20 protein-coding genes are annotated in these 19,000 nt (G+C 42.5%); 17 read left to right on the forward strand and 3 right to left on the reverse strand.

Annotation, left to right across the window (positions count from 1 at the left end; genetic code table 11):
• The 12 genes from yqeB (at position 1) to ACTQXY_RS07045 (ending at position 11,309) form a co-directional block, all read left to right on the forward strand.
• Positions 1-1,437 (forward strand): selenium-dependent molybdenum cofactor biosynthesis protein YqeB, encoded by a 1,437-nt coding sequence (yqeB, locus tag ACTQXY_RS06990; protein ID WP_441658893.1) that lies wholly within the window; start codon positions 1-3, stop codon positions 1,435-1,437.
• On the forward strand, positions 1,421-2,314 hold the full coding sequence (locus ACTQXY_RS06995; protein ID WP_441658894.1) for an XdhC family protein: 894 nt from the start codon (positions 1,421-1,423) through the stop codon (positions 2,312-2,314). The genes yqeB and ACTQXY_RS06995 overlap by 17 nt, the downstream gene beginning before the upstream one ends.
• Before the next feature lie 62 nt (positions 2,315-2,376).
• Entirely contained in the window at positions 2,377-3,162 is a 786-nt protein-coding gene (locus ACTQXY_RS07000) for an FAD binding domain-containing protein (protein WP_441658895.1), read from the forward strand.
• A gap of 1 nt (position 3,163) precedes the next feature.
• Positions 3,164-3,628: a (2Fe-2S)-binding protein gene (locus ACTQXY_RS07005; protein ID WP_441658896.1), complete on the forward strand. Its 465-nt coding sequence runs from the start codon at positions 3,164-3,166 to the stop codon at positions 3,626-3,628.
• Positions 3,629-5,911 (forward strand): molybdopterin cofactor-binding domain-containing protein, encoded by a 2,283-nt coding sequence (locus ACTQXY_RS07010; RefSeq protein ID WP_441658897.1) that lies wholly within the window; start codon positions 3,629-3,631, stop codon positions 5,909-5,911. It abuts the gene before it with no gap.
• A complete protein-coding gene (locus tag ACTQXY_RS07015) occupies positions 5,901-6,497 on the forward strand; it encodes an NTP transferase domain-containing protein (RefSeq protein ID WP_441658898.1) in 597 nt (198 codons plus the stop codon). Before ACTQXY_RS07010 ends, ACTQXY_RS07015 begins: the two co-directional genes overlap by 11 nt.
• Positions 6,498-6,605: 108 nt before the next feature.
• On the forward strand, positions 6,606-7,472 hold the full coding sequence (locus ACTQXY_RS07020) for a putative ABC transporter permease (RefSeq protein ID WP_441658899.1): 867 nt from the start codon (positions 6,606-6,608) through the stop codon (positions 7,470-7,472).
• A gap of 45 nt (positions 7,473-7,517) precedes the next feature.
• Entirely contained in the window at positions 7,518-8,060 is a 543-nt protein-coding gene (locus ACTQXY_RS07025) for a hypothetical protein (RefSeq protein ID WP_441658900.1), read from the forward strand.
• Positions 8,041-8,271 (forward strand): hypothetical protein, encoded by a 231-nt coding sequence (locus tag ACTQXY_RS07030; protein WP_441658901.1) that lies wholly within the window; start codon positions 8,041-8,043, stop codon positions 8,269-8,271. The genes ACTQXY_RS07025 and ACTQXY_RS07030 overlap by 20 nt, the downstream gene beginning before the upstream one ends.
• 246 nt (positions 8,272-8,517) lie before the next feature.
• Positions 8,518-9,114, forward strand: coding sequence for a VTT domain-containing protein (locus ACTQXY_RS07035; RefSeq protein WP_441658902.1), 597 nt, complete (start codon positions 8,518-8,520; stop codon positions 9,112-9,114).
• 31 nt (positions 9,115-9,145) lie between these two features.
• Positions 9,146-10,396 (forward strand): glycosyltransferase, encoded by a 1,251-nt coding sequence (locus tag ACTQXY_RS07040; RefSeq protein WP_441658903.1) that lies wholly within the window; start codon positions 9,146-9,148, stop codon positions 10,394-10,396.
• A complete protein-coding gene (locus ACTQXY_RS07045; RefSeq protein ID WP_441658904.1) occupies positions 10,377-11,309 on the forward strand; it encodes a glycosyltransferase in 933 nt (310 codons plus the stop codon). The genes ACTQXY_RS07040 and ACTQXY_RS07045 overlap by 20 nt, the downstream gene beginning before the upstream one ends.
• A 51-nt stretch (positions 11,310-11,360) precedes the next feature.
• On the opposite strand, the gene ACTQXY_RS07050 is transcribed toward ACTQXY_RS07045, so the two are convergent.
• Entirely contained in the window at positions 11,361-12,029 is a 669-nt protein-coding gene (locus tag ACTQXY_RS07050) for a S1 RNA-binding domain-containing protein (RefSeq protein ID WP_004611066.1), read from the reverse strand.
• A 138-nt stretch (positions 12,030-12,167) separates the two neighbouring features.
• Here ACTQXY_RS07050 and ACTQXY_RS07055 point away from each other — a divergent pair, with 138 nt between their 5' ends.
• The 5 genes from ACTQXY_RS07055 (at position 12,168) to ACTQXY_RS07075 (ending at position 17,266) form a co-directional block, all read left to right on the forward strand.
• Positions 12,168-13,817, forward strand: coding sequence for a putative manganese-dependent inorganic diphosphatase (locus tag ACTQXY_RS07055; RefSeq protein ID WP_441658905.1), 1,650 nt, complete (start codon positions 12,168-12,170; stop codon positions 13,815-13,817).
• Positions 13,818-13,827: 10 nt separating this feature from the next.
• Entirely contained in the window at positions 13,828-14,409 is a 582-nt protein-coding gene (locus ACTQXY_RS07060) for a flavin reductase (RefSeq protein WP_441658906.1), read from the forward strand.
• 102 nt (positions 14,410-14,511) lie between these two features.
• Positions 14,512-15,183: a polysaccharide deacetylase family protein gene (locus ACTQXY_RS07065; RefSeq protein ID WP_441658907.1), complete on the forward strand. Its 672-nt coding sequence runs from the start codon at positions 14,512-14,514 to the stop codon at positions 15,181-15,183.
• An 18-nt stretch (positions 15,184-15,201) separates the two neighbouring features.
• The gene (locus ACTQXY_RS07070) at positions 15,202-15,921 is read left to right on the forward strand and encodes a ThiF family adenylyltransferase (RefSeq protein ID WP_441658908.1); all 720 of its coding nucleotides are present in this window, start codon (positions 15,202-15,204) and stop codon (positions 15,919-15,921) included.
• 13 nt (positions 15,922-15,934) lie between these two features.
• Positions 15,935-17,266: an AAA family ATPase gene (locus tag ACTQXY_RS07075; protein WP_441658909.1), complete on the forward strand. Its 1,332-nt coding sequence runs from the start codon at positions 15,935-15,937 to the stop codon at positions 17,264-17,266.
• Positions 17,267-17,309: 43 nt separating this feature from the next.
• On the opposite strand, the gene ACTQXY_RS07080 is transcribed toward ACTQXY_RS07075, so the two are convergent.
• Together ACTQXY_RS07080 and ACTQXY_RS07085 are read right to left on the reverse strand one after the other, a co-directional pair.
• A complete protein-coding gene (locus ACTQXY_RS07080) occupies positions 17,310-18,155 on the reverse strand; it encodes a DUF2705 family protein (protein ID WP_441658910.1) in 846 nt (281 codons plus the stop codon).
• Positions 18,156-18,157: 2 nt separating this feature from the next.
• The gene (locus ACTQXY_RS07085) at positions 18,158-18,886 is read right to left on the reverse strand and encodes an ATP-binding cassette domain-containing protein (RefSeq protein ID WP_441658911.1); all 729 of its coding nucleotides are present in this window, start codon (positions 18,884-18,886) and stop codon (positions 18,158-18,160) included.
• Between the last annotated feature and the right edge of the window lie 114 nt (positions 18,887-19,000).

A 19,000-nucleotide genomic window follows, 5' to 3' on the forward strand; every position in this document is an offset into this window, starting at 1 on the left:
ATGATTATTGTGAGAGGAGCGGGAGATCTTGCGACAGGAACAATTTATGAACTTCATAAGGCGGGATATCGTGTACTTGCCCTTGAGTGTGCAAGACCGACGGCGATTCGAAGAGAAGTTGCCTTCAGTGAGGCGGTCTATGACGGAGTGAAGGAGGTAGAGGGAGTCACTGCGCGTAAGATTAGTTCTGTAGAAGAGGTGGCAACAGTTTGGAAAAAGGGAGAGATTCCTATTTTGATAGATGCCGAGGGAAAAAGTATTGAAGCATTACGTCCGTTGGCAGTGGCGGATTTAATTTTGGCGAAGAAAAATCTTGGTACAAGGCAGGATATGGCGCCGCTTGTAATTGGAGCGGGACCGGGTTTTGCCGCAGGAGAAGATGTGGATGTAGTGATTGAGACGATGAGAGGCTATGAGCCGGGAAAGGCGATTTATCAGGGAAGTGCACTGGAGAATACAGGCATTCCCGGAATGGTAGGCGGATATGCAAAAGAGCGGGTAATCCATTCACCGGCAGAAGGAGTTCTGAGACAGAAGCATCACATTGGAGAAATCGTGCAGAGAGGAAGCGTGATTGCTTTTGTTGGGGAAGAACCGGTGTATGCGACACTGACGGGAATACTGCGCGGATTAATCCGAGATGGATTCGCTGTGAAAAAAGGAATGAAGATTGCGGATATCGATCCGCGACTGGACAAGCAGGCTGCATGTTATGAGCGGTCGGACAAAGCAATTGCAATTGGAAAAGGGATTTTAGATGTAGTGCAGAAACATTTGAGATTACAACACTTACTTCAGATACATCCGACACAAGACAGAGTGATCGCATTTGTAGGAGGCGGTGGAAAGACGACGTTGATATACGAACTTGCAAGAGAATTGGAGTCGGTTGGGAAAAGAGTGATTGTCACAACAACAACGCATATGCTGCGACCGAAAAATGAGTGGGAATTGCTTCATACAGTTGGGATGCCGTGCGAGGAGGAATCAGAGAAAATCAGGGGACTTTCGGAGGGGGAGTACCGAAAACTGAAAACACAATGCGATGTGCTGTTAGTCGAAGCGGATGGAGCTAAGCGAAAGCCGCTCAAAGTTCCGGCAGAGCATGAACCGGTGATACCAGAAGATACAGATATGGTAATTGGGATCGCAGGCGCCTCAGCGATTGGGCGGACGATCAAAGCAGGCTGTCACAGAGGAGAACTTGTGGGGGACTTACTTGGGAAAAAACTTAGTGAGATTCTAACAGAAGAGGATGTGATGACAATCCTGAAAAGCAAGGCGGGACAGAGAAAGCATGTGAAGCACAAATATCGTATGGTTATCGGACAAGCAGATCTTTTGACGCAAGAGCAGGTGGGAAAATTCAAAAAAGAACAGGGAATTTGCCTGTATTCAAGGAAAGGAGGAGCAGATACCAATGGAGAAAATATCTGAATATCGTGAAATTGCAAGACTGTTAAAGGACGGAAAAACTGTGGTGAAAAAGACGAGGATTACAAAGGAGCGCTGTCTGGAAGAAAGGCTTAGCGGAGGATTTACACTGGTAATATGCGGAGGCGGACATATTTCGTATTCACTTTGCAATCTTGCGAAGATGCTTGGATATCAAGTGTGGATCATTGATGACAGAGAAGAGTTTGCCAATGAAGAACGGTTTCCGCAGGCGGATCACGTATATTGTATGGGATTTGAAGAGGCATTTGACAAGGTGATTTTTCCAGAGAGCGCATGGTATGTCATCGTGACAAGAGGTCACCAAAATGACTATGAATGTCTCAAAAAAGTGATGGAGCGAAAGAGCAGCTATGTGGGAATGATTGGAAGTAAAGGAAAAGTGCGAACGACACTTGAACGTCTGAAAAAAGATGGGGTTACAAAAGAACAGCAAGAGCAGATACATGCTCCAATCGGGCTGCCAATCGGAGCAAATACGCCGGAGGAGATCACAGTTAGTATCATGGCTGAGATGATACAGGAAAAATCAAAGCTTGGTTATACAGATTTGCCGAAAGAGATGATAGAGTGGCTTTTGAACAAAAAGCAACCGATGGTGATGACCACGATCGTGGGAAAGAAAGGATCGGCTCCGAGCGGAGTTGGTGCGAGAATGCTTGTTGCAGCAGACGGCACGATGACGGGGACGATTGGTGGAGGTGCAATTGAGCATCTCGTGTTACAAAAGGCATGTATCATGCTCGAAGAAGAGAAAGAGTTTGCCTTAGAGGCTTATGATCTGACAGCGAAAGCGGCGGCGAGTATCGGAATGATCTGTGGAGGATATGTAGAGGTTCTGTTTGAAAAGGTCATCTAAATATGATAGAATACCAGATTGGGTAAAGAAGCATAAAATGACGAAGAGAAAGGGGAATATCGTTGTTTCACGCAAAAAATTATATAAAAGTAACAAGCCTTGAAGAGGCGTATGAATTGAATCAAAAAAAATCAAATGCGATTATCGGAGGAATGCTCTGGCTGAAGATGAGCAACCGAAATATGCAGACAGCAATTGATCTGTCGGGACTTGGTCTGGACCAGATTGAGGAACAGGAAGATGCGTTTTCCATCGGATGTATGTGTACACTTCGCCAGTTGGAAATGCACGAAGCATTGAATCTCTATTTTGGAGGCGCGATGAAAGCTTGTACAAGACATATTGTCGGTACACAGTTCCGCAATGGCGCAACGGTCGGAGGAAGTATTTTTGGAAGATTTGGATTTTCGGATATATTGACTTGTCTTCTGGCATTAGATACATATGTGGAATTATATCATGCAGGTGTGATTGCGTTATCAGAGTTTGTGGAGATGCCTCGCGATAATGATATCTTGGTGCGCATTATTATAAAAAAAGATGGCAGAAAGATTGCCTATCGATCACACCGTGAGGCGGCGACGGATTTCCCGGTGATCGCCTGTGCGGTGGCAAATAAAGACGATCAGTGGTATGTATCTGTCGGGGCAAGATCGGGAAAAGCGAAACTTCAGGTAAGACAGGGGCAGATTGAGAATGCAGAGACATTTACAAAAGAGGTGATTGCCGGATATACATTTTCTTCTAATATGCGTGGAAGTGAAGTATACAGAAGACATTTGGCAGAGGTGTATACGAAAAGAGCGGTGGAAGAAATACTGGCAAAAAACAGTGAGAAGGGAGCATAACATGGCGGAATTAAAATTGGTTTTAAATGGAAAGACAGTCCTGGAAGAGATTGCACCGGATATGCTTCTTTTGGATTTTGTACGTTCACAAGGGTGTTATAGTGTAAAAAGAGGATGCGAGACTGCAAACTGTGGTCTTTGCACTGTTTTGGTGGATGGAACACCAATGCTGTCCTGTTCAACGCTTGCGATGCGTGCGAATGGAAAAACGGTGACGACGATGGAAGGCATGCAGGAGGAAGCGGCAAAGTTTGGGGCATTTCTTGCAAATGAAGGGGCAGAGCAGTGTGGTTATTGTAGTCCGGGATTTATCATGAACGTGATTGCCATGTCGAAAGAACTAGAAAATCCAGGTCTTGATGAGATTAAAGAATATCTGTCTGGAAATCTGTGCAGATGCACGGGTTATATGGGACAGCTTCGTGCGATTCAGAAATTCTTAAAGATGAAGAAGGAGGAGAAGTAGATGAAGTCTGTAAATGCACCAATTATGAAAAAAGATGCGATGGCTCTTGTAACAGGAAAGCCAGTCTATACAGATGATATTGCTCCAAAGGACTGTCTTGTCTGTAAGATTCTTCGAAGCCCACACGCACATGCATTGATTGAGGAAATCAACACAGACATTGCGATGAAAGTGCCGGGAATTGAATGCATTCTGACTTATGAGGATGTGCCGGATAAAAAGTTTACAATGGCAGGTCAGACCTATCCGGAGCCAAGTCCGTATGATCGCCTCATTTTGGACAGACGAGTACGTTTTGTGGGCGATGCGGTCGCAATTGTGGCAGGAAAGACGGAAGAGGCAGTTGAAAAGGCACTGAAATTAATAAAAGTAAAATACGAAGTGTTGGAGGCTGTACTTGATTTTCATCAGGCAAAAGATGCCAAGATTCTTGTTCATCCAGAAGAGAACTGGAAAGCACTATGCGATGTGGGCGCGGATAATAAAAGAAATCTTTGCGCGACCGGTTCGGAACAAAATGGAGATGTGGATAAGATTTTGGAAGACTGTGATTATGTAGTGGAGGGAACGTATCATACGCAGGCAAACCAGCAGGCAATGATGGAGACATTCCGCACATATACATATATGGATACTTATGGAAGACTGAATGTGGTATCCTCTACACAGATTACATTCCATGTGCGACGTATCCTTGCAAATGCGCTGGATATACCGAAGTCTCAGATTCGAGTGATCAAACCTAGAATAGGAGGAGGATTCGGAGCAAAACAGACAGTAATCACAGAAGTGTATCCGGCAATTGTGACAATGAAGACGGGGAAACCGGCAAAAATTGTCTATACAAGGGAAGAATCCCAGATTGCATCCTCGCCACGTCATGAGATGGAAGTGACTGTAAGAGTAGGGGCAAATAAAGAAGGAAAAATTCGTGCAATCGATGTGTATACACTTTCCAACACAGGAGCGTTCGGAGAACATGGACCGACTACAGTAGGCTTGTCAGGGCATAAGTCCATTCCGATGTATGGGCAGGCAGAAGCATTCCGATTTGCATATGATGTTGTCTATACGAATAAGATGTCATCAGGGGCATACAGAGGATATGGAGCGACACAGGGGATTTTTGCGGTTGAGTCAGCGGTCAATGAGCTTGCTGCCAAGATGCAGATGGATCCGGTAGAACTTCGCCTGAAAAATATTGTGCGGGAAGGTGATGTGATGCCGGCATACTACGGTGAGACTGCAAACAGCTGTGCGCTTGACAGATGCCTTTTGCGTGCGAAAGAGATGATTGACTGGGAGAAAAAATATCCGGCACGTGACATGGGAAATGGAAAAGTCAGAGGCGTCGGTGTGGCGATGGCAATGCAGGGATCATCAATCTCCAAAGTGGATCATGCATCGGTATCGATCAAGGTAAATGATGATGGATTCTATTCGTTGATGATTGGAGCATCTGATATGGGAACCGGGTGTGATACCATTCTGGCACAGATGGCTGCAGACTGTATGGACTGCTCGGCAGACGATTTTATCGTGCATGGGGTGGACACAGATATTTCGCCATATGATTCCGGATCGTATGCGTCAAGTACGACATATCTGACCGGAATGGCAGTGGTGAAAGCGTGTGATTCTCTTCGGGAAAAAATATTGGCGCAGGGAGCAAAGTATCTGGAAAGCGATGTGGAAGAGGTCGATTTTGACGGACAAAAGGTGTTCATGCGTTCCAAAGATGCATCCATTTCTTTAAAAGAAATCGGAAACAGAGTGATGACAAATAACGAGGAAGCACTGGTAGCTGCGGGGGCACATTCTTCGCCGGTGTCACCACCACCGTTTATGGTCGGAATGGCAGAAGTAGAAGTCGATAAAGAGACCGGAAAAGTAGATTTGATTGATTATGCAGCGGTTGTAGACTGCGGAACTGTAGTCAATCCAAACCTTGCCCGCATACAGACAGAAGGTGGAATTGCACAGGGAATCGGTATGGCTCTGTATGAGAATGTTGTGTACAATAAAAAGGGACAGTGTTTGAGTAATTCTTTTATGCAGTATAAGATTCCGTCTAGAATGGATGTGGGAGATATACGTGTCGAATTTGAGAGCAGTTATGAGCCGACAGGTCCGTTTGGAGCAAAATCCATCGGTGAGGTTGTGATCAATACGCCGTCACCGGCAATTGCACATGCAGTATATAATGCGACCGGAGTGCAGATCAAAGAACTGCCGATCACTTCAGAAAAAGTATACATGGGAATGCAAAACAATGAAAATTAGTTTGATTTTACTGGCGGCTGGGGACAGCCGCCGTTTTGGCTCAAATAAATTATTGTATGAACTTCATGGAAAACCGATGTACAGGTACAGTGTCGATGAAGTTGCGAAATTGGATACTACGGTATTTGCGGAGAAAATTGTGGTGAGCCAATATGATGAGATATTGGATACGTTGTCAAGGGAAGGTTATCTGACAGTGCGAAATACAGAGAGTTATCTTGGGATATCGCACTCGATACAGCTTGGTCTTGCGGCGTCTGAAGAAGAGACATGGTGCTTCCTTGTGGCAGATCAGCCGTACCTGAAAGCAGAGACGCTTGAAAGATTTGTGGAAGCATTTCAAACAAGTGGGAAGAGCTGCGCCTGTGTAAGATGTGGGAACAGAACTGGAAATCCGTGTATTTTTACGGCAGAATATCAAAAAGAGCTATTGGAACTTGCCGGAGATATCGGGGGGAAGCGCGTCATAAACAAACATTTGGATGAAACATTTTTTTATGATGTAGGAGACCGAAAAGAGCTGGAAGATATAGATGTGAATAATCGAGTGTATGGTAATGGAGTAGGAAATATATATCTGAAATAAATTAAGGGAAGAAGTATCGCCCACAGAAAGAAAGTGCAGTGAAAGATTGAAAAGCGGTTTTTGGGTATGTTATACTAAAAACAAAACAGACAATTAGGAGGAAATAGTTTGTATTATTTAATCTTATATTTTTTTGTATATGGTTTTTTAGGATGGTGTACAGAAGTTGCATTTGCGGCATGCAAGGAGCGGAAATTTGTAAACAGAGGATTTCTAAACGGTCCAATCTGTCCGATATATGGAATCGGTGTAGGGATTGTTGTTCAGTTTTTGACACCGTACAAGGAAAATCTGGTGCTGCTGTATATGGCATCGGTAGTGATGGTGACTGCTTTGGAATGGGTGACAGGATTTATTTTGGAGAAGATATTCCATAATAAGTGGTGGGATTACTCAAAGATGCCTTTGAATCTCAATGGTTATGTGTGCCTTTTGTTTTCCTTGATTTGGGGAGTAGCGTGTGTTCTGATCGTAGATTTTATCCATCCACTGATTCATAAAGTGTTGTCATGGATTCCATTTCCGGTAGGAATGACCTTGATTGTTGTGCTGAGTATTGTGATGTTTGTCGATTTGTATGTGACAGCTTCCACAATTTTGAAGATGAACAAGCACTTGGAAAAGATGAAAGAAATTGCGGCAGATCTGCATCGTATTTCGGACGAGCTTGGAGAGAGTATTTATCAGGAAGTTGTTGAAGTTTTAGAACGAAAAGATGGATGGAAACTGAAAGTACAGGAAGCATCTGGTGATTTTAAAGATAAAATTCAAGGAGCATCTGGGGGCGTGAAAGACAAAATACAGGGGGTGTCAGATGAGGCGATGGAAAAAATCGCAGATTTGAAGAAAAAGTATAAAGAAATCGGAGGAAAAGGAACGCAGATTTCAAGACGTTTGCTGAAAGCGTTTCCTAGAATAGAATCTGAAAGATACCGCGAGGCGATGGAAGATTTAAAGAAGTTTTTAAGACGATGACATAAACCTGATAGTGTGGTGAAGATATGAGGAGGGCAAGGATATATGAAAAGTAGGAAAACAATGGGAGAAGTAACCAAAGCAGTATTACTTGTGCTGGCAATAGCCTGTTTGTATGTAGGAGTACAGCAATTCAGCAGAATACGGCCGGCAGCATCGTATGAGGATATGGGAGTACATCGTTTTTCACCATACCGCGCATTGCCTACTCAGGTTAAGAATACGGCAACAGGTCGGCAAGGACGGCTTCATCCTACAAAAACTGTTTGGTTAGTTTATTATAAGGCGACGGATGGAATCCTTTATGAATGGGAAGAGAGCGTTAGTTCTAGAACGGAAGCAGAGAGCATAGTGTCAGGTGGAGAAATTGTTGAGCGACGTGTACTGTCTATCAAAAATACGTCAAAATACATTACGATAGATTCAAAACTGACTGCGAGGAATTACGTTGCAAAACAACGTGGAATCTATGGAATGATGATTGGAATTTCAATCGTTTATTTAATCGGGTGTGTTGTGGTAAAAGTAGTCACATGGAAACAGAAATCTCGTGGAAAAGGAGAGAGAGATGCGGGAAGAACAGTTTAAGATGGAACGAAAAGGTTTGGTAGAAGAGGGACAAGAAGTTCAGGTTACAGAGAGAGTTAATGGGAGCCTTTACAGCTATATTGTAGAACCATCGGTTGCGATGTCTGGAATTTACCGCAGTAATCAGAGAATAAAATCAGACAAAGGAATTATCAATCAGATCAAAGAGACCGAACGGGGATTTTACCTTGTTGTGGGATTTGACGAATAATCGAAAGGGAGTGAGCAAAAGAGCTTACTCTTTTTTATTTCTTAAGAAAATCTGTAAAATCATCAGAAATAGAACTGAAATCTTTAAGAAGTCTTAATAAAGCCCTTATGATATTTTAAAATTGATTTGGTAACATTAATACTAGAAAGAAGGAAAGTTTCAAGATTGTACCTTTTCAAAAAATGGATGTACCTTTTTTGAAACTTTAATTTTATAAAATAAGGATACCAAGAGGAGGATGGAAAGATGCAGAAAGAGGGAATGAAAAAAGCAATTAATATTTTGACGGTACTTTGTACTGCGGCGATGGTCGCGTTTGTCATATATGGTATAAAGAGCGGAATTTTTACAGATCGGGCTATGATGGAAGAATTGGTTCGAAAAGGCGGGATATGGGCACCGGTGACATTTATCTTAATTCAGATGGTGCAGGTGGTTGTTCCGATTATTCCGGGAGGTGTCACATGTGCAGTAGGTGTCGTCATATTTGGACCATGGTATGGACTGCTTTATAACTACATCGGAATTGTGGTCGGTTCGGGAATCAATTTTTATTTGGCAAGAAGATATGGACAATGCCTGGTGAAATTTTTTGTGAAGGAAGAAACCTATGACAAATATATTACATGGCTTGACAAAGGAAAGAAATTCGATAAATTTTTTGCACTTGCGATTTTCTTCCCATGTGCTCCGGATGATGTACTTTGCATGATTGCAGGATTGACAAAGATGTCATGGAAGAAATTTTCAGCAATCATTTTATTAGGAAAGCCGGCATCTATCGCAGCATACAGCATGGCACTTATTTACGCAGGCGGATTTTTAGGGAAACTTATAGCATAGAGAACAAAGGAAGAGAAAAGGGGACAGCATTATGAAAGTACTGATTACAAGCGATTTATTTGACTCAACAATCAATGGAGTAGTGACTTCTGTAAAAAATCTGGAGAAAGAATTGGCAAAGCAAGGGCATGAAGTGAGAATTTTGACTGTGTCTGACCAATATGCGTCCTACCAAAAAGATAATGTCTACTATATGAAATCTGTGCCGGCAAAGATATATCCGGATATTCGAATTCCGGTATCCAAGTGCACGGATTATATAGAAGAACTGATTCGGTGGAAACCGGATGTGGTACACAGTCAATGTGAATTTTTCAGCTTTGGCTATGCAAAGAAGATTGTGAAAGCGACAGGCGCTGTCTTTATTCATACTTACCACACATTGTATGAACAGTATACAGAATATGTTCCGATTGGAAAGACATTGAGCCGGGCGGTACTTGGAAAATGGATTAAATTGAGATTACGAAATGTAGATACCATCATTGCACCTACGAAAAAAGTAGGATATGCACTTTTGGAATACGGAATGGAAAACAACATTCAGATCATTCCATCGGGGATACAGATTGACCGTTTTTTTAAAAAACAAGAGACGGAGATGACAAAAAGATTGAAAGAGAAGTATCAGATTCCAGAGGACAAAACAGTTCTGCTAAGTCTTGGAAGACTTGGATTTGAAAAACAGATTGATGAGTTGCTGCGCGGAATGAAAGCACTGCTTTCAAAAAGGCAGGATGTCGTTCTTTTGATTGTGGGGGGCGGACCGGCAAGAAGAAGCCTGGAGCAGCTGGCGAAGGAATTAGGTATTGAAAGTTCGGTTCGGTTTGCAGGTATGGTAAATCCAAACGAAGTAGCCGATTATTATAAATTGGGAGACATTTTTACATGTGCGTCGACAAGCGAGACACAGGGATTGACTTATATTGAGGCGATGGCAAGCGGACTTCCGCTTGTGTGCAGGAAGGATCCTTGTCTTTACGGAGTGCTGGAGGAAGGCGGAAACGGATATTCTTATGAATCAATCGGACAGTTTGTGTCCGGCGTAGAAAGACTATTGGATGAAAAAGAAATATTTGAAAAGGCGAGACAGCACAGCAGGAAAATCGCAGAAGAGTATGGAACAAAACGATTTGGAAAGCGTGTGGAAAGCTGTTATGAAAAAGTATTATTGGAAAGAGAGTGTGAGAAAAATGAGAGTGCTGTTATATGCGAAGAATCGACAAGTCGTCTTAAAAAGTGGAGTGGGGAGAGCCATGGTTATGCAAGAAGAGTCTCTTAAGGGAAACGGTGTGGAAGTGACAACAGACCCAAAAGATGATTACGATGTAGTACATATCAATACGATTTTTCCGAGTGATTATTTTATGGCAAAGAAAGCGAAAAAATGCGGGAAAAAAGTAGTTTATCACGCCCATTCTACAAAAGAGGATTTTCAAAATTCCTTTACAGGTTCGAATCTGATCGCACCGTTATTCAAGAAGTGGATTATGAAATGCTATCAGACCGGAGATCTGATTTTAACACCGACAAATTATTCGAAGTCATTACTTGAGGGGTACGGCATCAAAAATCAGATTGAGGTTATCTCAAACGGTGTGGATACTATGTTATTTCAAAAGAACATACTGGCTCGTGAGAAATTCCGAAATAAGTATGGATTTAAAAATACAGACAAGATTGTGATGTCAGTAGGACTTTATTTTGAGAGAAAAGGAATTTTAGATTTTGTAGAACTTGCAAAGCAGATGCCGGAATATCAGTTTGTCTGGTTCGGCTATACGCCGGATAGCCAGATTCCAAAGAAAATCAGAGAGGCGGTTCACACAAAGCTGCCAAATCTTAAATTTACCGGATATTTGCCAAAAGAAGAGCTTCAGATGGCGTATAGCAGCTGCGATCTGTTTTTCTTTCCCTCTTATGAGGAGACAGAGGGAATTGTCGTGCTGGAGGCGTTAGCCTCTCAGATTCCGGTGTTGCTTCGTGACATTCCAGTCTACAGTGACTGGCTGGAAGAAAATAGAGATGTCTATAAGGGAAGAGATAATGAAGAATTCAAAGAGCGGATTGAAGAAATTTTGGAAAGAAAGATTCCGACGCTGACATTGAATGGATTGGAGCGGGCAAGAGAGAGAGATGTGTCACATCAGGCAGAGATTCTGAATCGATATTATGAAAGACTGGCAACCGTATAAAAATTGCCACAGTTGTAAGGAGAGCTTACAACTGTGGCAGTATTTTTTTAACTATAGTTGAATATTTTTGAATAAGTCGCCGAGACTTGTACCGATCTCTTCGGATTTTGGAATCTCTACTTCTTCTACGACTTCTTCTTCCGGCTCGATAAGAGCTTTGATGCTCAAGCTGATCTTTCCATCTTTGATGCCGATTACTTTGACATTGACTTCCTCACCTGTCTTTAGAACGTCAGCAGGCGTCTTGATACGTTTTTCACAGATCTGAGAAACATGCACAAGTCCGGATAATCCATTTTCCAGACGGATGAAGGCGCCATATGTCTGGAGCGTCTCTACGGTTCCGGTCAAAACAGAGCCAACTTCGACAGATGCAAGTAATTTCTCTTTTTCTTTGCGCTCTTTTTCTTTCAGAAGTTCCCGTGCAGATAAAACAAGACGGTTGTTCGCCTGATCAACATCAATTACCTGAACCTCAATATCTTTCAATAAGTAGTCTTCCAGATCTTCAATATATGATAAAGATAATTTAGAGGCAGGAATAAATCCACGAAGACCTTCTACCATGGCGATTGCGCCACCGTTTACAATTCCTTCTACTTTTACCGGAAGGACAGTTCCCTGTTCCATGTATTCTGTTACACGGTTCCATGGATTTGCATCGTCGAAATGTTCCTCGTAATCTGCCATTGTTTCTGTCTGTAATTGTTCTTCACTCATTTGTCACACCTCTTCGTTTTTATTTTATACTGTTCTTAGTATAACATATTTTTAGAAGGAAGCACAAGAAATGTCAGAAATTATTTGACAAATGCAAAAAAAAATGGCAACCTAAAAGAGCAAAAGGAAGTGAAGTAAATGGAAAATAAGAAATTAAAGAAGGTATGTGTCGTAGGACATAAAAATCCAGATACCGATTCCATCTGTTCTGCGATTACCTATGCAAATTTGAAAAATCAGATTTCAAACAATGAGTACACGGCAAGAAGAGCCGGGCAGATTAATGAGGAGACACAGTTTGTGTTGAGGCATTTTGGTGTAGAGGCTCCTAGATTGCTTGCGAATGTACACCTTCAAGTAAAAGATATGGATATTAAGCGGATTGAAGGAATTAAGAGCAGTACCTCGATCAAAGAGGCGTGGGCGATGATGAAAGAAGAAAATGTGCATACATTGCCCGTGGCAAGAGATCATAAGCTGGAAGGCGTGATCACAACAGGAGATATCGCGACTTCCTATATGGATGTATATGACAGTAAGATTCTTGCGACAGCAAGAACACAGTATCAGAATATTATCAATACACTCGACGGTGAGATTGTGATTGGTAATCCACATGCATATTTTGTAAAAGGGAAGGTGGTAATTGCTGCCTCAAGCCCGGATATGATGGAGAGTTTTATTGAAAAAGACGATCTGGTTATTTTAGGGAATCGATATGAATCGCAGCTTTGTGCAATTGAGATGGATGCAAGCTGTCTCGTTGTATGCCAGGGAGCACAGGTATCAAAGACAATTAAAAAACTGGCAGAGGAGAGAAGTATTGTTGTGATCACAACTCCGCATGATACCTTTACAGTGGCAAGACTGATCAATCAGAGTATTCCTGTAAAATATTTTATGAGTACAGAGAATCTGACATCGTTTAACACATTAGATTATGTGGAGATGGTAAAAGAAGAGATGGCGAAGAAGAGATATCGGGATTTTCCTGTCATAGACAGAAAAGGGGATGTATATGGTCTGATTTCCAGACGGCGTCTGTTGGAGGCAAGTAAGAAAAGAGTCATTTTAGTTGACCACAATGAGAAATCACAGGCGGTAGACGGAATTGAAGAGGCAGAGATTCTGGAGATTATTGATCACCACAGATTGGGAAGCCTTGAGACCGTCGGACCGGTTTATTTTAGAAATCAGCCGGTTGGATGTACGGCCACGATCGTCTACCAGATGTATAAGGAAAATCAGGTCAAGATCAATGAGACGATTGCAGGTCTTTTGTGTTCTGCAATTATTTCAGATACATTGATGTTCCGCTCGCCGACCTGTACAGGAATCGACCGCGTGGCGGCAGAAGAACTGGCAGAACTTGCGAAGATCAATATTGAGGAACTGGCACAGGATATGTTCCAGGCAGGAAGTAATCTGAAAGGAAAGACAGCAGAGGAAATCTGTTTTCAGGACTTTAAGAAATTTACAGTCGGCGATGTCACATTTGGAGTAGGACAGATTAATTCGATGAGCCGCGATGAATTACAAGAGATTAAATCGAAGCTTTTGCCGTATATGGAAAAGGCAAGACAGGCACAGCAGGTAGATATGGTGTTTTTCATGCTGACAAATATTATTCAGGAATCAACAGAGCTGTTGTGTTGCGGAAACGGTGCAAGAGAGCAGGTGCTGGAGGCATTTGATTTGTCTGATGATATAGAAGACATTCTGTTAAAAGGTGTTGTGTCTCGTAAAAAACAATTGATACCAGCTTTTGTAATCTCGCTGCAGCAGTAGGAGGATACAGATGGGAAAACAGAGTTGGAAGCCGGGGAATATGATTTACCCGCTTCCGGCAGTCATGGTGAGTGCCGGAAATGCGGAAGGGCAGACGAATATCCTGACGATTGCCTGGACAGGAACAATCTGTACGAATCCGGCAATGCTTTATATATCAGTGCGCCCGGAACGCTATTCGTATTCCATGATAAAAGAGTCCAAAGAATTTGTTGTCAATCTTACTACAGAGGCATTGGCAAAAGCGACGGATTACTGTGGTGTGCGTTCGGGCAGAGATGTGGATAAGTGGAAAGAGATGCATTTGACAAGGGGAAAAGCAAAAGAACTTCAGTATGCACCGATTATTGAGGAATGTCCGGTGAATATAGAATGTAAGGTGGAAGAGATCAAAGAACTTGGAAGCCATCATATGTTTATCGCCAAAGTCATGGCGGTTCAGGTAAGCGAAGAGTATATGAATGAGACAGGAAAGTTTTGTCTGAATGAAACTGGACTTTTGGCATACTCACATGGAGAATACCTTGGACTTGGAAAAACAATCGGAACCTTTGGCTACAGTGTAAAAAAGAAAAAGAAACGCAAAAAGTAAGAAGGAAAGTTTTAGAAGGGAAACACCTTCTTCTTTTTTTGAAAATATATATGCTTTGTCACACATATACATAGTGGTGAGAAAACAAAAGGAATCAGAAAAATGATACGGTATAAAAAAGTGGCATTTGCATTTTCCATGCTATATGCAGTATGTTTGTTGGGGATAGCAGGTTACTGGAACAAGACAAAGCCTGTAGATGCGGCAGTGGAAGTGAATGAGAAACCGAAGATTGCAATCACATTTGACGATGGACCGAGTGCCTATACAGAAGAACTTTTGGACGGACTAAAAGAACGAGGGGTGAAGGCGACATTCTTTGTGATTGGGAAAAGTGCTGTCTCCTATCCGGATATTGTAAAACGAGAAAGTAACGAGGGACATTTGGTAGGAAATCATACCTATAATCATGTGGAAATCACGAAAATAGGGGATGAAAAGGCGAGAGAGGAAATTGAAAAGACTAATACCGTACTGGAAGAGATGCTCGGAAAGGAAATCGAATATGTGCGTCCGCCGTTTGGGGCGTGGCAGAAGAAACTGGAGCAGGAGATGAATGTGCTTCCTGTGATGTGGTCCATTGATCCGCTTGATTGGACAACCGAAAATGTAGATGAAATTGTGAATAAGGTAGTGACGGAGGCGAAAGAAAATGATATTATCTTATTGCATGACTGCTATCAAAGTTCGGTTCAGGCAGCGCTTCGTATTATCGATATCCTGCAAAAAGAAGGATTTGAATTTGTCACTGCCGATGAACTACTATTAGATTAGAAAAGAGGATTTTAGTTTATGATACATGAATATTCCAGAACAGAATTACTTGTCGAAAAAGAAGGATTACAAAGACTGAAAGATGCAACTGTTATGGTGCTTGGAGTGGGCGGAGTCGGATCGCACTGCATTGAGGCGCTGGCGAGAAGCGGAGTTGGAAGACTGATCTTAGTGGACAATGATAAAGTGACACTAACTAATATTAACCGTCAGTCTATCGCGTATCACAGTACGATAGGGCAGTATAAGACCAAATTGATGAAAGATCGCATTGGGGACATTTCTTCTGAGATTGAGGTCATCACACACGAAAAATTTATATTGCCGGAAAATCTGCATGAGATTTTTGACCGGAAAGTGGATTACATTATAGATGCGATTGACACAGTTACCGCAAAGCTGGCACTTGCGGAATATGCAAAGCAGCAGGATATTCCGATCATCAGCTGTATGGGAACAGGAAATAAACTGCATCCGGAGCTGTTTGAGATTACCGATATTTCAAAGACATCAGTATGCCCTCTGTGCAAGGTGATGCGAAAAGAGCTCAAAGAAAGAGGGATCAAACATTTGAAGGTGTTGTACTCGAAAGAAAAACCGGTGGATACATCTGGGAAATCAACCGGAGAAAATATGGGCAAACGGAGGGCGCTGCCGGGAAGCATTTCATTTGTGCCGCCGGTTGCGGGACTTCTGATTGCGGGAGAAGTGATTCGGACGCTTATAGGAGTAGAATAGAGGAGTTGAGAAAATGGATTTATTTGATTATATGCGTGAAAATGCAGCGCAAAAAGAGTCTCCGCTTGCTTCCAGAATGCGCCCGACAACACTGGAGGAAGTGGTTGGACAGCAGCATATCATCGGGCAGGATAAGCTTTTATATCGAGCGATCAAAGCGGACAAGCTGAGTTCGATTATTTTCTATGGACCTCCTGGAACAGGAAAGACGACACTCGCAAAGGTTATCGCGAACACAACGAGTGCACAATTTACACAGATCAATGCGACAGTTGCAGGGAAAAAAGATATGGAGGAGGTTGTCCGTAAGGCGAAAGACAATCTTGGCATGTATGGACAGAAGACCATTCTGTTTGTCGACGAGATCCATCGATTTAACAAAGGACAGCAGGACTATCTATTGCCGTTTGTAGAAGATGGAACGCTCATTTTAATTGGTGCGACGACAGAGAATCCGTATTTTGAAGTGAATAGTGCGTTGATTTCCAGATCTAGTGTCTTTGAATTGAGGGCGCTGACGAAAGAAGATATTAAAGTGCTTTTAAAAAGAGCTGTATATGACGAAATAAAAGGCATGGGAAGTTACAGAGCTGATATCGATGACGATGCGCTGGAGTTTTTGGCTGACATTGCGGGTGGAGATGCAAGAAATGCGTTGAATGCAATTGAGCTTGGCATTTTGACGACAGAGAGAAGCAAAGAAGATGGAAAGATTCATATTACGTTAGACGTGGCACAGGAATGTATTCAGAAGAGAGTTGTTCGTTATGATAAGACCGGAGACAATCATTACGATACTATTTCTGCTTTTATCAAAAGCCTGCGTGGGTCTGATCCGGATGCGGCGGTATACTATCTTGCAAAAATGCTCTATGCGGGGGAAGATATCAAATTCATTGCCCGAAGGATTATGATTTCTGCGTCGGAGGATGTGGGGAATGCAGATCCGAATGCATTGACGGTAGCAGTTTCGGCGGCACAGGCAGTAGAGAGGCTTGGTATGCCGGAAGCACGTATTGTACTTGCACAGGCAGTCACCTATATTGCATCGGCACCAAAGAGCAATGCTGCATATCTTGCGGTGGATGCTGCACTTGAAAATGTGAGAAACTATAAGACAACTGTTCCGGCTCATCTTCAGGATTCGCATTACAAAGGTGCTGCAAAATTAGGACACGGGATAGGATATAAATATGCACATGATTATCCGGAGCACTATGTGGAACAGCAGTATCTGCCGGATGAGATCAAAGATGCGAAATTCTATTTCCCGACAGGGATTGGATATGAAAAGAATATGAAAGAACGTTTGGACAGGCTTAAGAGCCGCAGACAGGGTTCATAAAAACAGGAACAGGAGGTTTTCAAAGCCTTCTGTTCCTGTTTTGTTATTTGATATCTCGTTTTCGGAAAGAAACCAGTCCGATTGCTGTGGCAACGATAAAAAATCCGAAAGCTACGCAGATACTTCTTGCGGCCAGTTTTCCGGTAATATCGGAAGTGGCAATCTGTGTCATGTTTGTGTCGATCAGATAATTCGAGAGTGTGATAGACGTATCGAAAATCTTATTAATGATCATCTCTCCGAACATGACGATGAGAGAGATAAATTCCAAAAAGAAGATATTGGCGGCAATCGCACCTCCGTTTTGACGGATCAACATGCTGAACATGACAAATACAGCAGTGAATGCGCTTACCAAAAGGAATTCAATTGCGATACCTTTGCAAGCATTAGCGGCAAACGAACTGTCAACCTTGCCAAATCCCCAGAGAGCTGTTCCAAGACCTGTAGCTACAATGGCGTAAAGGAGAGTCATGACGATTGCGGCGATGACAGAAACGATTATCTTGGAAAGATAAATCTGGGTGCGGGTATAATTTTTGGAAGCAAGGTTTTTGATCGTTCCGTGTGAAAATTCTCCGCCGACAAACAATGACACAAAGATGGAGATCAAAATGGTTGTTGTTCCGGCAAACTGCATGAGGAGCATGCTGGAAGCATTTAGATCCGCAGAGCTCATCGGGATACCGTCGGTAGATATATTCAATCCGCTTTCTTCCAGTGCCGCCTCTTCCTGAGCTGCCTGCTGCGGTACTTTATCCATCAGTTTTACAGAAAAATCCATGATCAATACACTGAATACAGCGAGTGCGACAGCGAGAATCATGCATACCCAGAAAGATTTCGCTTTTCTTAATTTGTAAAAATCACTTCTTATCAAACTCTTCATAATTATTTTCCTCCAATCACTTTTAAGAAATATTCTTCCAGTCCAAATTCCTGACCATTTTCAGAAATACAACGTTTCCATAGTTCTTCTTCTGTAAACTCCTCGATAAGAGAGCCATTATGTATAATGCCATAGCGGGTGGCAAATTTGGATAGCTCACTTAAGATATGGCTGGAAATCAATACCGTAATATGCTTTTCCTGATTCAGATGCAAGATTAGGTCACGAATCTCTTTGATTCCTTCTGGATCCAGCCCGTTGGTCGGCTCATCTAGAATCAGAAATTCCGGATCTCCGATCAGTGCAATTGCAATGGCAAGTCTCTGGCGCATGCCAAGAGAAAAATTCTTTGCCTTTTTCTTTCCGGTATTGGAAAGTCCTACAAGTTCCAGCGTCTCGTCGACTACACGCAGATCTTTTACATTTGCGATGCGGCACTGTGTGATGAGGTTTTCACGGGCAGTCATATTTGGGAAGAGTGCCGGAGACTCAATTACCGTGCCGATCTTTGCCCGTTCTTTTACAAGGTCACTGCTTCCAAATAATTCAATGGAACCGGAAGATGGGGTGGCAAGTCCGGCGATCATACGGATCAAAGTTGTTTTTCCGGCGCCGTTTTTCCCGATAAAGCCGTAAATATCTCCTTGCTGAATCGTCATAGACAATTCTTTTACAACCTGCTTGCTATTATATGTTTTCGTTAATTGTGATGTTTTCAATACAGCATTCATAAGAATCCTCCTCGTATTATAAAGTAGTAGTGTTTATAGACCCTCTCCAAGGTCTATATGCTATACTGTTGGAGATACTGTGGATTGTTTAAAACCTCCTACCATTCGATGGTT

The sequence above is a fragment of the Faecalimonas sp. LCP19S3_D12 genome, from assembly GCF_052121495.1.
GTDB lineage: Bacteria > Bacillota > Clostridia > Lachnospirales > Lachnospiraceae > Faecalimonas.

Excerpts from the sequence above, each read along its gene's own strand:
- ACTQXY_RS06995 (WP_441658894.1), top strand. The coding sequence starts at position 1,421 with ATGGAGAAAATATCTGAATATCGTGAAATTGCAAGACTGTTAAAGGAC.
- ACTQXY_RS07025 (WP_441658900.1), top strand. The coding sequence starts at position 7,518 with ATGAAAAGTAGGAAAACAATGGGAGAAGTAACCAAAGCAGTATTACTT.
- ACTQXY_RS07080 (WP_441658910.1), bottom strand. The coding sequence starts at position 18,155 with ATGAAGAGTTTGATAAGAAGTGATTTTTACAAATTAAGAAAAGCGAAA.
- ACTQXY_RS07045 (WP_441658904.1), top strand. The coding sequence starts at position 10,377 with ATGCAAGAAGAGTCTCTTAAGGGAAACGGTGTGGAAGTGACAACAGAC.
- ACTQXY_RS07005 (WP_441658896.1), top strand. The coding sequence starts at position 3,164 with ATGGCGGAATTAAAATTGGTTTTAAATGGAAAGACAGTCCTGGAAGAG.
- ACTQXY_RS07075 (WP_441658909.1), top strand. The coding sequence starts at position 15,935 with ATGGATTTATTTGATTATATGCGTGAAAATGCAGCGCAAAAAGAGTCT.
- yqeB (WP_441658893.1), top strand. The coding sequence starts at position 1 with ATGATTATTGTGAGAGGAGCGGGAGATCTTGCGACAGGAACAATTTAT.
- ACTQXY_RS07040 (WP_441658903.1), top strand. The coding sequence starts at position 9,146 with ATGAAAGTACTGATTACAAGCGATTTATTTGACTCAACAATCAATGGA.
- ACTQXY_RS07010 (WP_441658897.1), top strand. The coding sequence starts at position 3,629 with ATGAAGTCTGTAAATGCACCAATTATGAAAAAAGATGCGATGGCTCTT.
- ACTQXY_RS07055 (WP_441658905.1), top strand. The coding sequence starts at position 12,168 with ATGGAAAATAAGAAATTAAAGAAGGTATGTGTCGTAGGACATAAAAAT.
- ACTQXY_RS07085 (WP_441658911.1), bottom strand. The coding sequence starts at position 18,886 with ATGAATGCTGTATTGAAAACATCACAATTAACGAAAACATATAATAGC.
- ACTQXY_RS07015 (WP_441658898.1), top strand. The coding sequence starts at position 5,901 with ATGAAAATTAGTTTGATTTTACTGGCGGCTGGGGACAGCCGCCGTTTT.
- ACTQXY_RS07030 (WP_441658901.1), top strand. The coding sequence starts at position 8,041 with ATGCGGGAAGAACAGTTTAAGATGGAACGAAAAGGTTTGGTAGAAGAG.
- ACTQXY_RS07070 (WP_441658908.1), top strand. The coding sequence starts at position 15,202 with ATGATACATGAATATTCCAGAACAGAATTACTTGTCGAAAAAGAAGGA.
- ACTQXY_RS07050 (WP_004611066.1), bottom strand. The coding sequence starts at position 12,029 with ATGAGTGAAGAACAATTACAGACAGAAACAATGGCAGATTACGAGGAA.
- ACTQXY_RS07035 (WP_441658902.1), top strand. The coding sequence starts at position 8,518 with ATGCAGAAAGAGGGAATGAAAAAAGCAATTAATATTTTGACGGTACTT.
- ACTQXY_RS07065 (WP_441658907.1), top strand. The coding sequence starts at position 14,512 with ATGATACGGTATAAAAAAGTGGCATTTGCATTTTCCATGCTATATGCA.
- ACTQXY_RS07060 (WP_441658906.1), top strand. The coding sequence starts at position 13,828 with ATGGGAAAACAGAGTTGGAAGCCGGGGAATATGATTTACCCGCTTCCG.